This window comes from Pseudoalteromonas ruthenica (assembly GCF_008808095.1).
In the GTDB taxonomy this organism is placed as follows: Bacteria; Pseudomonadota; Gammaproteobacteria; order Enterobacterales; family Alteromonadaceae; genus Pseudoalteromonas; species Pseudoalteromonas ruthenica.
In genome coordinates this window covers 1075267-1090908 of record NZ_CP023396.1, presented here as the reverse complement: position 1 = coordinate 1090908, position 15642 = coordinate 1075267, and the positions used below count along the sequence as shown (strand labels likewise).

General features: G+C 41.5%; 18 protein-coding genes. 12 read left to right on the top strand and 6 right to left on the bottom strand.

Annotation, left to right across the window (positions count from 1 at the left end; genetic code table 11):
* Positions 1 to 62: 62 nt before the first annotated feature.
* From PRUTH_RS05190 to PRUTH_RS05175, 4 genes are all read left to right on the top strand, one after another.
* A complete protein-coding gene (locus tag PRUTH_RS05190; RefSeq protein WP_151172749.1) occupies positions 63 to 398 on the top strand; it encodes a zinc ribbon domain-containing protein YjdM in 336 nt (111 codons plus the stop codon).
* Positions 399 to 526: 128 nt separating this feature from the next.
* Complete coding sequence (locus PRUTH_RS05185) at positions 527 to 1450, top strand: AraC family transcriptional regulator (RefSeq protein WP_151172747.1); 924 nt, start codon at positions 527 to 529, stop codon at positions 1448 to 1450.
* A 108-nt stretch (positions 1451 to 1558) separates the two neighbouring features.
* The gene (locus PRUTH_RS19385; RefSeq protein ID WP_218939697.1) at positions 1559 to 1828 is read left to right on the top strand and encodes a zinc ribbon domain-containing protein; all 270 of its coding nucleotides are present in this window, start codon (positions 1559 to 1561) and stop codon (positions 1826 to 1828) included.
* Between the two features lie 237 nt (positions 1829 to 2065).
* Positions 2066 to 2560 (top strand): hypothetical protein, encoded by a 495-nt coding sequence (locus PRUTH_RS05175; RefSeq protein ID WP_151172746.1) that lies wholly within the window; start codon positions 2066 to 2068, stop codon positions 2558 to 2560.
* Positions 2561 to 2925: 365 nt separating this feature from the next.
* Here PRUTH_RS05175 and PRUTH_RS05170 read toward each other — a convergent pair whose 3' ends face one another.
* From PRUTH_RS05170 to PRUTH_RS05150, 5 genes are all read right to left on the bottom strand, one after another.
* Positions 2926 to 3636, bottom strand: coding sequence for a polysaccharide deacetylase family protein (locus tag PRUTH_RS05170; RefSeq protein ID WP_170268889.1), 711 nt, complete (start codon positions 3634 to 3636; stop codon positions 2926 to 2928).
* Between the two features lie 112 nt (positions 3637 to 3748).
* Positions 3749 to 4114, bottom strand: a complete 366-nt coding sequence (locus tag PRUTH_RS05165; protein WP_151172744.1) for a hypothetical protein — start codon at positions 4112 to 4114, stop codon at positions 3749 to 3751.
* 221 nt (positions 4115 to 4335) lie between these two features.
* Positions 4336 to 4815: a DUF6438 domain-containing protein gene (locus tag PRUTH_RS05160; protein ID WP_045978822.1), complete on the bottom strand. Its 480-nt coding sequence runs from the start codon at positions 4813 to 4815 to the stop codon at positions 4336 to 4338.
* A gap of 111 nt (positions 4816 to 4926) precedes the next feature.
* The gene (locus tag PRUTH_RS05155; protein WP_238319638.1) at positions 4927 to 5331 is read right to left on the bottom strand and encodes a DUF6678 family protein; all 405 of its coding nucleotides are present in this window, start codon (positions 5329 to 5331) and stop codon (positions 4927 to 4929) included.
* A gap of 84 nt (positions 5332 to 5415) precedes the next feature.
* Complete coding sequence (locus tag PRUTH_RS05150) at positions 5416 to 5793, bottom strand: ankyrin repeat domain-containing protein (protein ID WP_170268887.1); 378 nt, start codon at positions 5791 to 5793, stop codon at positions 5416 to 5418.
* Positions 5794 to 6064: 271 nt separating this feature from the next.
* Between PRUTH_RS05150 and PRUTH_RS19285 the strand changes: the two genes are divergently transcribed.
* Positions 6065 to 6253: a phage integrase N-terminal SAM-like domain-containing protein gene (locus PRUTH_RS19285; protein ID WP_306669448.1), complete on the top strand. Its 189-nt coding sequence runs from the start codon at positions 6065 to 6067 to the stop codon at positions 6251 to 6253.
* A 266-nt stretch (positions 6254 to 6519) separates the two neighbouring features.
* Here PRUTH_RS19285 and PRUTH_RS05140 read toward each other — a convergent pair whose 3' ends face one another.
* A complete protein-coding gene (locus tag PRUTH_RS05140; protein WP_151172742.1) occupies positions 6520 to 8574 on the bottom strand; it encodes a TonB-dependent receptor in 2055 nt (684 codons plus the stop codon).
* A 403-nt stretch (positions 8575 to 8977) separates the two neighbouring features.
* Between PRUTH_RS05140 and PRUTH_RS05135 the strand changes: the two genes are divergently transcribed.
* The 7 genes from PRUTH_RS05135 to PRUTH_RS05105 all read left to right on the top strand — a co-directional run bounded on the left by PRUTH_RS05135 (position 8978) and on the right by PRUTH_RS05105 (position 15624).
* Positions 8978 to 9268: a hypothetical protein gene (locus PRUTH_RS05135; protein ID WP_130147858.1), complete on the top strand. Its 291-nt coding sequence runs from the start codon at positions 8978 to 8980 to the stop codon at positions 9266 to 9268.
* On the top strand, positions 9265 to 10836 hold the full coding sequence (locus PRUTH_RS05130; RefSeq protein WP_151172740.1) for a PepSY-associated TM helix domain-containing protein: 1572 nt from the start codon (positions 9265 to 9267) through the stop codon (positions 10834 to 10836). The genes PRUTH_RS05135 and PRUTH_RS05130 overlap by 4 nt, the downstream gene beginning before the upstream one ends.
* A 621-nt stretch (positions 10837 to 11457) precedes the next feature.
* Positions 11458 to 13026, top strand: coding sequence for an ATP-binding cassette domain-containing protein (locus PRUTH_RS05125; RefSeq protein ID WP_151172738.1), 1569 nt, complete (start codon positions 11458 to 11460; stop codon positions 13024 to 13026).
* 319 nt (positions 13027 to 13345) lie between these two features.
* Positions 13346 to 13726, top strand: a complete 381-nt coding sequence (locus tag PRUTH_RS05120) for a DUF6794 domain-containing protein (protein WP_151172736.1) — start codon at positions 13346 to 13348, stop codon at positions 13724 to 13726.
* Positions 13727 to 13882: 156 nt separating this feature from the next.
* Positions 13883 to 14188, top strand: a complete 306-nt coding sequence (locus tag PRUTH_RS05115; protein WP_151172734.1) for a hypothetical protein — start codon at positions 13883 to 13885, stop codon at positions 14186 to 14188.
* 21 nt (positions 14189 to 14209) lie between these two features.
* A complete protein-coding gene (locus PRUTH_RS05110) occupies positions 14210 to 14659 on the top strand; it encodes a hypothetical protein (RefSeq protein WP_151172732.1) in 450 nt (149 codons plus the stop codon).
* A 122-nt stretch (positions 14660 to 14781) separates the two neighbouring features.
* A complete protein-coding gene (locus PRUTH_RS05105; RefSeq protein WP_151172730.1) occupies positions 14782 to 15624 on the top strand; it encodes a hypothetical protein in 843 nt (280 codons plus the stop codon).
* The last annotated feature ends 18 nt before the right edge of the window (positions 15625 to 15642 follow it).

Genomic DNA, 15642 nt, shown 5'->3' with positions numbered 1-15642 from the left:
TCGCAAAATCCCGTCCCAGCCTTTATCATTGGCGCTATTGTCAATCTCAGTAGTTAAATAGTATGTCTCTTCCTCCTTGCCCAAAATGTGATTCACAATACGTGTATCAAGACCAAAACCAATTGATTTGCCCTGAATGCGCCTATGAATGGGACCCCAATCAAATCGAAGAAGAAGAAGCGATCACAGCCAAAGACGCCAACGGTACGGTATTAAATGAAGGCGACAAGGTGACCCTTGCCAAAGACTTGAAAGTAAAAGGCAGCTCAATGGTCATGAAAATCGGCACCAAAGCCGTGATCCGCCGCATTCAAGACAGTAAAGACCATGAGCTCGACTGTAAGGTCGATGGCGTAGGTGAAATGATGGTCACCGCTAAGTTTGTGAAAAAAGCCTAACCGCGCTTTATACCCGCCTTGCTGCCTGCTGTGCTAAGCCACTAGCAGGTGGTAAGCTCACTGCCCCGCTTCACCTTTAATACTGTGGCAGGAAATATCACAGTAGCCATATTTTAAATCAGGTTTCTATGGACAGAGAATATAAAAAGCGCATTGAGAGAGTAATCCAATACATTGAAACTCATTTAACGGAAAAAATTTCCCTTGCTGATGTGGCAAAGGTTAGCCATTTCTCGCCTTATCACTTTCATCGTATTTTTACCGGGGTTATCGGTGAAACCGTCAACGATTACATCGCTCGGCGAAGACTTGAGCGAGCTGCGAATTTATTAATCTTTAAAGACCAGTTAACAGTCACCGAAATAGCCTTAGCCTGTGGTTTTTCATCAAGTGCCAACTTCGCAAAAGCCGTTAAGCTTCACTTTGGCTTCACGCCATCACAAATACGAAACCCAGAGAAAGTTAAAAATAGCAAGATTGGAAAAATCTTTAGCAAATATGGAAAAGATTTCCATCCTCGCGATTTATATCCTGCGCACATCACAAATGAAGTGATGATTAAAACTAAATCGAAGGATATAAATATGAATGTTGAGATCAAAGACCTTGATACCCAGCGCGTATGTACTTTAGCCTCACAACGAGGCTATGAGCCTGAGTCTATATATAACGCATGGGATAAAATAATTGAATGGGCAACGAATAATGGCATAAAAGCGGACGAACAACAGCGCTTTGCCTTCGCGTTTGATAACCCAACAGTCACTCCCGAGGATAGGTGCCGCTACAGCGCCTCTATAGTGGTTGGCGAAAACGTGAGTATAAAGCCGCCATTTTCGCCATCTGAAATTCCAAAAGGTAAGTATGCCGTCGCCTATTTTAAGGGCAGTCCAGAGGAAACGATTCAGGCCCAGCTAGGTATTTATTCTGACTGGCTGCCAAATAGCGGGGTCGAACCCGACAACTTTCCAATGTTGGAGCGTTATCTGAATGATGCAAGAGTTGATGGCTACGTAGAAATGGAAATCTACGTTAAATTGAAAGACCTGTAGGAGAACAAAGTAGCTGCCGGCAGGAAATTGCAAAGCTCAACAAGCTAAGCAATGTCTCTGCTGGCAGCTCCGCTAATTAAAAATGATGAAATATTATTTGAAGTCTAGATCTCTATCGATAAGGACAGATTCCCGGGAAGCTTCAATTTAATTAAAAAAATTATCGCTGAAAAACAAGGTGGTGATTACCAATGCCCCAAGTGTAAGTGCAAAGGATATGAAGCTGGTCAACTCTATGCTGCTGACCGCTTAGAAAGTATTCTAGATTATGAAACCGGTAAATATGTAACCATTAGCTGCCTGGATTGTGGTTTCACTGAGTTATATAAACGCTATAGTTCGGTAAGTGCTCCGCTAGTGGACTTTTTCACCACCTAACCTTAAAGGCTAGGTGAGTAAACAGCCATATGAATAACATATATGTACGTCATCCCTATCTCACATAGCAACAATGCTTTTTGTAATGTCCTTATAAAAATTTAGTAATCGAGTAAAAACAAGCCGCATAGTTCTTAGTGTGCAGGCGCTCACGTTTTTCTGGCTTGATTTAGGTATGGGAAACGGAGCAGGCATGGTTCATATGCATGTACAACCAAGATTAGATAGAGAGCAATAATGTTTGAGATTTATTATCAATCTAAAATTCCAACTATAGGCTGGGACTTCTATATCAAGATCGCGATTACCTTATCTTTAATCTTCTCTTTTTTCTTTCTTAGAAGGTTATACGAGGATAAGCTAAAGCTTTCTAATTTAATGGATTTTAGATTACTGTTTTCGTTAGCTTTGTTTTATTTGGCTGCTAACATTCATGCTTATTATAAAAGAATGGAAAGAACTGGAAGAATTGAATCTGGAGAGTTGGTTTATGTTGAAGGTATAATAAAAGAGTTAGATATTAGTAGCTCTAGCAGTCGAAGTGAGAGCTTTAAAGTTGGAAAGGTTAGTTTTGATTATAATGATTTTGGCACTAGCGGCATGTTCTTCGCCAACAGAGCGCATGATTCAAAAGTAATAAAAGAGGGGAATAGAGTTAAAATATCTTATTTGCCCGAAGAGGATGATAACTTAATTTTTGAGATTAAAGTTTTTAAGCCTAACGTTAAATAATAAGAGTCATACTCACGGTTAAGCGATGATAAGAGAATGACAGCCTGTTAGTGGACTTTGTTAATCGCCTAGACCATGATTTGAAGCGAAGAGCAAAGAAACCAATTCCAAACGTTAATGCACCTACCAAGGGAAAAGCCATTTGCACCCAAAAGGCTCCCCAATGATTGGTCGTTAATTGAGGAATAACATAGGCTTAATGCTGGTAGAGCGAAAATCATGGGAAAGATTTGAATACCTTCCCTTGATTTTTCTCCTCACTATTTATATCGCTTCTGATTTCATCCTTCCTTAAATAGTTGGGTAAGTCCTGTGGCTAACGCCCGCAACAGCCGGGAGCGCAGCGAGTCGGCTGCTTGCGTTTGCTATGCATTTTTCCCTAGCAACTGTGAGACCGTAACAAATTTGTAGCCCTTTGCTCTCAGCCCCTTAATTATTGGCCCTATAGCGTCTCGCGACTCTTTGTTTTTAGACCCCAAAACGTGTAAAAGAATAATTGAACCTGGAGTAGAAGAGTTAACAACATACTCTGCGATAGACGCAGAACTTCCTGCAACTTTAGGATAGGTTTCAGGCTCAACGTTCCATGTGATTGTTTTTATTCCTTCCGAATTCAAATAATAGGGCAAAGCAAAAAGCTTTTTACCATACGGAGGCCTAAAGTATATTTCACCCTCGAATCCAATCTGGCGAATTAAGGCTGTAGTGGAGTCGACTTCATCCCTCACCTCGTCAAGCCCCATTAACGTCATATTTTTATGGTTGTACGAATGATTGCCTATCTGATGACCTGCGTTAACCAGATCTATAGCCGATTGCTTGTTTTGTTGAATTCCCGACCCATTGAGGAAGAACGTACCCTTCACGTCATGCTCTTCGAGGATATTCAACACTTGAGTGGTATATTTCGCCCCCCAAGGACCATCATCAAATGTTAAGGCGATAACCTTTTCATTCGTTTCGGCCTTTGCGACTACCTCTCCAAAAACCTGAAAAGTTCTTGATTTACTTATATTCCAAGCTCCCAAGACCATTACTACAGAGAGAATCAATATCGTCAGGTATACTCTTTTCAATGGGTTCCATCCTTATTTTCATAATGCTTGATAAAAAGCAAAAAATAGCAGGCAAAATAAGCGACCAAGGAGCGCACGCCTGTTGTTTTACGCCCACAGTTTAACTAATTTGTTATACGGCAAATACACCAATCATAATCAAAGCGACTAGTAAAAAAGCTATAATAAAGTATTTACCGAGCCCCTGAACCAATTTCATTTCTTGTTGGTAAGCTACCCTTGCTTTGTTTACTTCACTTTCGTTCTTGCCAAAACAATATGGGCAATCTTCAAAGTCCTCTGAAACAGGTAAACTACATTTAATACATTGTCTGGGTGCTCTAGTGCGAAGACTTGGCACTCCGAGCAGAAAGCTAACTTCGTTCGCTTCAGTCACCCCCGAATAGCCAACATCTTTACTTAACCTTCGCCTAGATGTATTTAATTGAGCTTTCTTATACTCTTTATCCAGCTTAATTTTTTCGGCATCACTCAGCAATAGATCTTGTGGTAACTCAAAACTACAAAATTCACAATGCGATAATCTTCGATTGAAAATAGTCTTATTGCAATTTGGGCATTTACACTTCATATTTAATATATTATTGCAATGTAACGCCCAACTTAGGGGCAATAACACGCAGGCTAAACTGGGAGCGAAGCAACTGGGCCTGCGTGTTATTGTCCCAGTGAGCGCCAGAGAACGGCTACAGTTGTTTGTTATGTGCCAACATAGTCACGGAGGTCTATGAGTTCAAAAAGAGTTTTCTCTAAAGCTTCTAGCTCTTCTTCCCGATCGAAACCTTTACAGCCATGGTAGTGATGCACTGTTTTTATATTGCTCGCAAACTGTAAAGATAAAACTGTGCTAGGGTGATCTGTCCATTCTTCGCTACAAGGACTTTCTTCTCCCTCTCCGACCCACCCATAATCATCGCGGAATTTTTGAAAGCTGTTCTCATCGAGAAGGCGCAGAATTCTTTGGAATAGATCGGGGTTGCTGGGAAGCCGATATGTACCCACTAGTTTAGTATGGGCATCCCCTCTATAGACAATTACTCCATCAGAGAAAACGTCAACTCTATAAGCAGGGCATGTGCCAAAACAAGTAGTAGTTTCCATGCTAAAAGCATCCGCCGGACTAGGGTTGGCCATCAATCCAATTGATATAAAGGACAGTAAAAAAACAGCGTATTTCATAGATTCATCCTTGGCACATAACGCCCGCCTAAGAGGCGGAAAATGCTTGGCTAAAATTAGCGAGGAACGAGCATCAGCCAAGCTTTAGACGTGCATTCATTCATATGATTGTTAGGTATACTTTCCACCAAATTCTTTGTAACACTTTGGAAAGTAACCCCAAACTCTTACAAATGAATCTGTCGCTTCAAATTCAAAGCCGATGTGTTGAATAAGGTTTAGAACCTTTTCAGACAAATCAATATCAATCCACTCAACACTCAGCAGTGGAAATGGCAAGTGATAGTACCATTCGCTATCCCAATCAGAAATGTAACCGTTAACCACCTTTGTTCGATAACATGGCTTTTCTGAAAATTCACGAACCTCAGAAATAAGCTCATTCCATTTGGTATTGTTGGCTGCCCCAACCAACTGTCTCTCAGCAATAATACTCTTTGCTTCTTTTTTATACTTTTCATCAGAAACGGCATCAGCCATTGGCAGCAGACTCATTGGTATACCTAACGCCGCCATATGGGCCGCGCAAATGCTTGGCTAAAACTAGCGACGAAGGAGCGCAAGCCAAGCGTTTTGCGTCCAATTACCATCATGGCATTGTTATATTTGCTTTGCACCATCGAGGTACTCAGCAATTAACTTTTTGTTTTGTTCATTTAAACGGGGCATGGAGCATTCAGCTAGCCTTTGTTTCGCTGTTTTTCCACTGTTATCTTTTAAACTAGGTTTGGCTCCATTAACAACAAGCAACTTTACTATATTTGGGTAGCCAGCAGTGACGGCTCTGATTAGAGGCGTTGTATCCGAATAACTAGAATTCAAATCAACACCAGCTTTTATGAAAAGGGAAACAATGCCTTCTGCCCCGCATTGGATTGCCATAATCAGAGGCATTCCATTTGGGTTTGCTCCAGCTTCAAGCAACTCTTTAGCTGATTCGAGGTCGCAGTCAGCAGCTTGAATTAATGCATCATTCAATTCCCTTTGATTCAAAACTTACCCTCGATTCTGATTTGCAAATATAACACGTTTATAGCGAGCGAATCGCGCGTTTTTCTACTACGCTACCGCTCACTTTTCTTAATGATATATTTTTAACAGAGTAGTTAACTCATTGCCAGCATTATCAAAAACAGCGATTGCTCGTTTTTATCTTGCGACAAAAGGACGCGATTGGGTCGTTTTCCTGACTATGTGAGCGATTGGGTAATTACTGTTTAAATATACAGCACCCGGGTATTTTCAAGGAATGAAAGCTCGCTCGCCTTATTTAAATTACATCGCAGACAACATGTTGACTCGACAGTATTCATTGAGAACGGTTAACGCTTACCTTAGTTGGATATCTAATTTCATACATTTTCATAATAGAAGACATCTCACTACTATGGGCGATAACGAAGTGTTTGAGTTTTCAGACCCCTTAATTTTAAAATGAAATATGTCGCCCAGAGAGCACATGGGGCCGCATTAAATGCATTAGCGTTTTTGTAAAAACACATAGTAAAAGAAGAATTGTCGTTGGACTTAAATTTGCGAAAAGCAATAGACAACCCAAATTACCAGTCGTAATGACACCAGCAGAAGTCAAAGAAATAATGTCGTGTATGAAAAAGCGCTATTACTTAATTGCGGGATTAATTTACTGAAACGGTTTAAATTAAGCTAGTCGCTGGTTCATCAGCGACTAGCTATCTTGTTAGATTAGAATCGGTAAGTAACTGATGCACCGACTGTTTGCGGGTTCACAACGGCCGCATAACCTTGTGGGTAACGGCCACTTGCCGGCTCTTGTGAAGTATATGCCTCTTCATCTAGGGCGTTATTGATGAAGGCACTGATCAACCAATGCTCGGTGTCGTAGGTCATCGATAAACGAGTAATAGTGTAATCACCTGCAATGCGCTCTTCTGTGTTTGTTAAGTCACCATAATACTCACCCACATAGTTGGCGCTTAAATTTACTTTTAGGCTATCGGTAAACCAGTGTGAAAGACCTAAACTCGCCGTTAGTTCGGGTGCAGAGTTTAAATCACTGCCAACGGCATCTGGAAAGGCTGATGATTCATCAATGTTAGTTTTTAATAAACCAAAACCACCATGGAGCTGCCACTGCTCTGCAAGCATACTGTAAGCATCGACCTCTAAACCGTAGCTATGAGCATCTTCTACATTCGTGATTCTGCGCGCTGAACTTAATGCTTGATACCCGTTAAAATTGTTGTAAAACACATTAGCGCTAATATTGATGTCGCCATTATCTATTACGCTGCGCGAACCTATTTCATAGGTATTAACCGTTTCTTCGTCGTAGTAGTAGTAATCTTCAGCGGTAAAATCGAGCGCACCGCCCCCTGCGTTATAGCCACGGCGAGCACTGGCAAATAAGGTCGTTTCGTCGCTAACATCATATTGAATCGCTAACTTTGGTAAACGCACTGTGTGTGAATTATCAAGTTGCTCAACGAGCTGATCGCCACGAAACGCCATATTGAAATTACGTAATTGTTCTTCACGCTCAATACGAAGGCCCGCTGTTAGTGTTAATTCTTGGCTTAAGTTAAAGCTTGTTTCGCCATAGACTGCGGTCGATTTACTGCTATCGTCACCGTAGTAGTTAGTTGCCCCCACACTTTCAAATTCTTGGTCGCGATCAAAGTAAGCAAGGCCGATAAACCCCGAGTAAAAGTGGTTGTTTAGCCCAAAGTTGAGCTTGGTATCGACGGTGATATTGCTCTCATCCATTGATACGTCAGATTCGGCGCTTTCAATAGGCTCGTATGCGTCAAAGCTCCATTGATAATCCATGTAAGCAACTAATACGTCTAACGAAAAATCATCATTAATACTGTAATCGACATTTACTTGCGTAGTATCAGAGTCTGTATCCACAATACGTTGATATAGGGGCTTATAATCAAATGGTTCGTCCGCAACAAAGTATTTACGACCGGAGTTCCCCTCTTCACTGTAAGTTGAGTAAGTCAGCTGCACGGCTAGGTCTTTGCTTGGCGTGTAAAGTAATTTAGCGCGCGTACTGCTGGTATTTAACTTGTTTAATTCACGATCAGTTGGGTTTGTTTCGTATACCGACGGGTTTGAAAAAGTTTCGCCATCGACATACTGAGTTGATAAGCGAAATGCTAATACATCCTCAACTAATGCTCCCGATACCACTGCGGCAGTATCAAGGTAGCTATCTTGATTGCGATAACCTACGCGCACTGCCCCTTCAAAATCCTGAGTTGGCGCTTTCGTTGTCATGTACACCGCACCTGCGATGCTATTACGACCATTGCTAGTTGATTGCGGCCCCCGGTAAACCTCAATTTGCTCTACATCCCAAAGGCCGGTATCACCTGTTAAGTCAGCAACAAAGGGTTGGCTTACACCATCAATTAACGTTGAAACACGGGCTTTTGAACCTCCGCTAAATGAGTTAAAACCGGTTGCCCCACCATTACCAGACACCCCTCGCATATCAGGCACCGAACCCGTTAACACCACCACGTTTGCCATTTCTGAGAGCGCTTCGGATATAGACGCAAGCTGGCCGTTTTCTAGTCGCGCCTTATCAACAACCGCCACCGACGACATGGTTTCTTTAAGAGACTTTTCCGTTTTTTCACCGGTAACAACAATAGTGTCCATTGATTCTCGACTGCTTTGCTCGTCGTCAGCCCAAGCCGAGCCTTGAGCAACAAGTAACGATGCAAAAATAACCTTGGTTATTGTGTTGAGTTTTAATGCAGTAGCCAATGTCCTTTCCCCGTAAGAGATTATTAGAATTAAACAAATCGAGCTTGATAAAAAGCGCGAGGAAATTAACACAGGCTTAATGATATTGCAATTGAGTTTAGTTATCATTTACAATACGATGTAAAATAAATTCTAACTCTCATTTTATGCTCATTTTCACCGTTACTTTACTCAATGTTTTCGCTGTCAGCACTTTTTACTGCACCAGAAAACAACAGCGATTTTTAAAAAAACCGATAAAAAAACATTGGCGATTACTATCGTTTGCATTAATAGCGTGTGCACTAACACTTGCCTTTGTGCTGCTATCAGCCACAGCAGCTGTGTTCTACATAATCTTTAGCGTGATGCTTATGCTAATGCTGATCCCTTTTATTAGCCTGCTGCAAACAAAGGGTAATTCATGAAAAACTCATCAAAGCGCCAACCAACGTGGTTAGGTAAAACGCTAGCCGGTGCCTTTTTAGGGTTGGCACTGTCATTTATATTCATTGCTTTTTTTGCTTGGTATGGCCCTGGAGGCATTGAAGCTCGAGATAAAGTGCAATTTAACATGTGGATGATCACCCCTATTTGGCTAACCATTTTTAGTTTTAGCTATTTGTTCAACTCTGCAAAGCAAGCTTGGCTTGTCCTTGGCAGCTTAACTGTGCTGCTTTATGGCGTATTTTTCATGCTAAGGAACGCACTATGAAAGTAAGATCGGATATTTTACGCACCTATCAAGGTGTACATAAATGGACGGGCATTATTGCTGGCTTAGTGCTGTTTATTGGTTTTTATGCTGGCAGCCTGACCATGTTTAAACACGAAATACAACGGTGGGCTGCACCGGTTACCGCGCCTAAAGTAACCAGTTCTGATTATGACTATCAAAAACTGGTAGATACGGTAATAAGTGTGCGTGGTGAACAACTTGCTAAAGGCTTTAACCTAGACTTACATACCCAAGACGCGCCTCTTTCTTGGTATATCAGAGGCAGTGCCCGTGGCATGGAGCTTGATAAACAGCTCAACTATGCCCACCTCAATGCTGATGGCACATTAAACGTTAGCACGCAAACTGAAAACGAACTTGGCGATTTAATTGATTACTTACATCGCACAGCAGGCTTTATTGGTGAAATTGGCCATGACCAATCAGGGGTTTATATTCTAGGTATTGCCAGTGTGTTGTATTTTTTAGCTTTGGTCTCTGGGGTCATTATTTTACTACCAACACTAGTCAAAACCTTTTTTGCATTGCGTAAAGAAAAAGGGCCAAGCCGGTTTTGGCTCGACAGCCATAACCTGGTGGGGATTGCCAGTTTACCGTTTCATTTAGTTATAGCCTTCACTGTGGTGGTGTTTGCATTTCATGACTTTATTTATGGTGGCTTAGCGCAATTTTATGATGATAAACCGCTGTTTCAGCGCCCTACTCCCGCTGCGCAAAGTTTTCACACTAAAAACTTACCTAGTATCGACGAGCAAGTGCTTGCAGCTAAAAGCTATGCGCCTGGCTATGAGCCTATCCACATTCGCTACAGTAATTTAAATTCCGCTTCGCCCTCTGCGGTGTTTATGATGAGTAACAATAATGCGGTTGTGCGCGGCCCAGATACTGACTATTTATTTATGAACCCGTACACCTTAGAGGTCGTTAACTCAAGCTACCCACAAGGCGAAGGTGCAGTGTGGGGTAACATGGTGGCCAGTATTTTCTCACTCCACTTTGGCACCTATGGTGGAGAATGGGGGCGCTGGGGTTACTTTATAATGGGCTTACTTGGGGCATTCTTGTTCTATTCAGGCAATTTATTATGGATAGATAAGCGCTTCAAAAAAGATCCCAACAAACGCAGTACGTTGTTTATGGCAAAACTCACTATTGGTGTCTGTTTAGGGTCGATGATTGCCGTTGCCTTCACGTTAGTTGCAGCTAAATGGCTAGCTACATTTGTTGTTAACGCAAACTACGCCAGTCTATACAGTTACTACGCCGCGTTTTTTGCTTTTGTGATGTATAGCATCTTAAAACCTGTGCAAAAGGCAACGACGGTTGGCCTTTATTTACTCGCGAGTTTGTGTGCATTAATGGTGTTATCAACGTTGATGAAACTTGCACTAAGTGACGGGAATGCGCTCTTTTACTCAAGCTATATGGTTGATATCGTCGCCGCTATGTTTGCTGTTACTTTCTTTAAAATGTCGAAACATCAGCAGCAAAAACAGGCCACACAAAGCATCATGCCAACCTTTGACCAAGTTAGCCAAACTTAAGCACTCCTAGTATGGGTATCAGAGCGATTTGATACCCATCCTTTTGCCTTATCCACGATTCGCTCCCGTTTAATGAAAGCATTTATTAAACAACAGCAGCAGTAACATGTGATGATGTCAGGTCGTGCAATGTGCTTGTTCTCAACGTTCGCTTGTAGCACCTCAGCGAAGTTCAAAATAAATCCGTGGAGTAAATACAAACCAACTAAAGCGCCATGTACCAAAAGTGCGAAGATAATTAACTATTCGCGGCAGTACACTCGCGTGTAATGCTTAAGCGGTTAGCCTTTTGAGCATTCTGGTAGTGCGCACCTCCCCCAAACCAGAGTTGGTGCGCATCATAGTTTTGCCAGTAGGAGACATCTTGACCAGGCCGGAAAGGATACTGTAACCTTGATTTATCACTTCTAAGGAGATTGCGCCAACATGAACAACTAAACCTGTCATCCATTTCTTATTTTCTTTTTGGATTTACAGGGTTAGTAGGCGTAGCTCACATTCCGATATGTCTGTACAAGCGCATTGTGTATTTTGCCCATTGGCAGAAGCGTATAGTGGTATTAATCACCTCTAAAAGATAGCTAGCTGCGACTGTTGCCCCTTTCATACAGGAGGCACTTTATGCCATTACTACAGGCTTACAATATAAGTTATCAATTGGATAACGGCGATTTTCTCTTTCAGCAACTGTCATTTTCACTGTCTAACAAGCGTGTTGGCTTAGTTGGGCGTAACGGTGTTGGAAAATCAATACTCGCGTCAATTTTAAGAGGTGAACAGCAACCATCAAGTGGGGCTGTTGCTTTGCCTCAATCAGTGGCGATGTATCATCAGCAGCCACCCCAGTCATTATCTTGCGAACTGACTATTGCTCAGTTCCTGGGTAAAGATCAGGTGCTTGAAGCGATAAAGCAGGTTGAGGCGGGTGATTGTTCACAGCATTGGTTTGATACAATAAAGGAACAATGGGACTTGCCCTTTAAACTCACTCAGCAATTAAAAGAGCAAGGCTTACCAACAGATGTAGATTTTCCGTGCGCTCAACTCAGTGGTGGGCAATTCGCCCGTTTAAAGCTTTGGCAGTTGTTTGCAAGCAATGTTGAATTACTCATACTTGATGAGCCATCCAATCACCTTGATGTGCAGGCAACGCACTGGTTAATTCAGTCTATGCGCGCCTTCAAAGGGGCAATTTTACTTGTAAGTCATGAGCGAAAGTTACTGCATGAAATGGACGAAATTTGGCAGCTGTCAGAGCTTGGGTTACAGGTATTTGGCGGCAACTATACTCTGTACGCCGAACAAAAAAGGGCCGAGTTACAAGCGCATGAACGAAAATTGGCAAGCGTTGATAAACAAAAAAAGCAGTTACAAGTACAAACGCAGAAAAACCGTGAAAAGGCAGAGCAAAGAGCGGCTCAAGGTACCCAGTTACGAAAGAATGGCAGTCAGCCCAAAGTGTTGCTTGATGCTAAGAAAGACAAAGCAACGGCACAGGCAGCTAATCGAATTAAAAATGAGCAACTTCGTCGAGCGCATTTGCACAATACAGAGCGCTCACTCAAGGCACACAAAGAGTCACAGAAACACCAAAAACTCTATTTAGCGCACACCCCAACTCGCTCACGTAAAGTCATCTCGATGCATCAAGGCGTCTTGCCGTTTGGTCGCACCCACCCTATCTCATTTCAAGCATACGCTCATGATAAGATTTATCTGGCAGGTAAAAACGGCAGTGGCAAATCAACGCTCCTGAAAACGCTATTGGATGAAATTTCTCTCCAGCAAGGCGAGCTGCAACTCAATACCCCGTTATATTACCTTGACCAACATTTTGGGGTTATTCAAGGGGATTTATCACTACTCGATAACCTTGTAACACTTTGCCGTGGCCTTAAGGAGAGTGATGCCAGAACATTGCTAGCAGGCGTTGGCTTTCGTCGTGACAATGTGTTTCGTCTTGGTCACATACTTAGCGGCGGTGAGAAGATGAAGTTAGCGATGCTTATTGTTAGTCACCAGGCCGCGCACCCTTTTTTACTGCTCGATGAACCTGATAACCATCTCGACCTTGATTCAAAACTTATGCTGGCCCAAGCGCTCAATCAATACCCTGGGGGCTTTATTCTCGTTAGCCATGATGAAGACTTCGTTCGTGAATCAGGGGTTCAGATGCAAATCGATATTTAACTTGTATAACTGCCATCTAGAAACGAACTATATCGTTCATGGGGTTAAACGAGTTATATGCCATGGGCGGTATGCCCTCTTTCACCCCACGGAAATAACTATTTATACACCATATTCCTTGGGTTTCTCCTATAGTCAGGAAAACGACCCATTGGGTCGTTTTGTCGTATCCACGGTTAGATCAATATCGCCTAACTTCAATGCTGGTAAGTACTTCTTAAATTTGCTATTACTGGTCTAAGGACAAAAACGAGAATGATTGCGGCAGAAAAACGACCCAATCGCTCGATATTAAATTGTTACATGTTTAGGAATCGACATGAGAATACTACTAATTTTTTGTCTTTCGATGTTTATTTTTGCTTGCGCTGGCCAAGTTAAGGAATCAGCGAAAGAAGCTCAGGTTGCTGAAGAAAGTGAAGTGCTTCCTACAACATGCCAGGGAGCGATTGAAGCAATTGCTAGCGAACTTGATGAAGACAGCCTTAAAACTCTGAAGGAAACTAAAAGAGAGGATTTGGTAATGTTTCATTTTTCATGGGGAATGGGAATTCGCAACGGTTATGGCCTGTGGGCAGAGCAATCACCCATTCGTCTTTCATGTGCCGAACAAGTGGGGGAAGAAGATATACACCCAGACAATGCTTCTGGAATTATCATGGAAGGGGTATGGAAGCTCGTAAATGACAACAACATGTAACAAACAAATCAAGTCGCAGCTATCGCTGCTGGGACCTCCACTGCGTCGCTTATTTTGTGCTTTTATAGCACAAAATAGCCAACTACGTTACGGCCCCTTATTTGGGCGTTATGTGCATATCTTACATCGGTGTAAAAATTCAAAATATGGTGAAAAATGGAAGTAAATAATTCAGCGGGTAGGCTTCTTAATATTTTAATAGAAGGTAAAGAAGCCAACGCTAATGAAAATTGCAAAAAAGTCTGGGCTAAAATCCTTGGCGTTGAAGATAGTAACTCATTCGTATTAATAGGTAGAATTGGGAAAGTATTTTCATTGGTTGACAATATTTCCATAGAGCTAAGTAAACTTGATAACGTAGATGTATCTAGGTATATGTCATGGACTAAGTATCTAGATAATGCTTTTTCTAATTGTAATTTGTGCTCAAGTTGGAATGAGTTTATAAAGCATATAAATTAACCAGTATTGGATTATTTACACATGACATCGGGGATGCTCTCAACCAATAGTCCACAGCCTGTTTTACCAAAATCTGAATTAGATAACATTTACGATAATGCTAGAGATCTTCTAGAAGAAATTATCAATTCAGATTTACCCGACAATATTAAACAATATTTTACAGCTCAATTACGTAAAATAATTGTTTCTGTTGAAGAATATAAAATTACTGGCTCTGCAGAGATTGTTGATATAGTCGAAGCTACTTTTGGTAAAGCTGTTCTATCTAAGGAAATCATCGAAGGCAAAGATACAGATGAAGTTAAAGGCAACTTTTGGACATTTATGGCTAAAACCGCCTTGATTGTTTCAACTGTTGCGGGAGCAATTCAGATAGCTGATTATACCGCTAAAACATTTCCTGAGTTAAATTCTCCCGATAAAGTTATAACCCTACCGATAAATGAGACTAAATCAGAAAAAGTGTAAAAGCACATAACAAGCCAATGCAGGCAGGGACTTTTAACAGTTGGCTTCCCTCACTGCGTTCGCTATTTTAGCCAACTTATTAAAAGCCCCTGATTGGGGCGTTAGAGTTTAAGGAGAAAACTGTGCAAGACCAAAAAGAAAAAGACGTGACGTCAATTCTGACGTTACGAAATACTAGAGATATAGTGATCTTGTGCCTTATTGCAGTAGTTACATGGAAATTATTTGACTCTGAAATAACTATATCAATAAAAGAATTTACGTTTACTGACTTGCTATCTATCTTTGTATCCTTTTTTGCTATTGCGTTATCAATAGCATTTTATTTTAAAGCTACAGATACCAGTAACCGCTTCTATGATAATTCATATAAATTCACCAAAGAAATATCTGAAATACTTGGGCGTATCGAGGCTGGTTTTGGGGAAAAACTTAAGCATATTGACGAAGGCTACGCGGGTATCAGAGACAGGTTTGATCAAATCCCCTTTGATGCTAATAAAGCGAAGGAGGAAATAGAGGCAGAGAAAGAAGAGATTGAAAAAAAGAAGAAAGAACAAAATGAGCTTCTTGAGAACTTAGCCAAAAGAGCGCAACTGGCTGAAAATGAAAAACAAGAGTTATTCCGGCAAATGGAAAGAACTAGTAAAGAGTTGGACTCCGCGAAAAGTGATCTCAGACGTATGCAAAAAAACGTCATTAGTCATGAGGCCATCTCATTTCCTCCTGATATTAAACGCAAGGCGTTAGGGTATCTGGTAGATAAAATTCAATCTGAAATACCACCGGGGTTAGAAGACGGGGTCTCTATGAGAATGCTGAGAGAAATTTTCTCTAATATCAAAGACGATATCCATCCTGAGGCGCTAAATGATTTGGCTATTACTGGCATTATTGATGATGAGGGCGAACTCACTCGTCGTGGCATGGATAGTCTTCGAGTTAGGCTGAGAAGGCTTAGTTAAACTCTAACAAACGCGTCA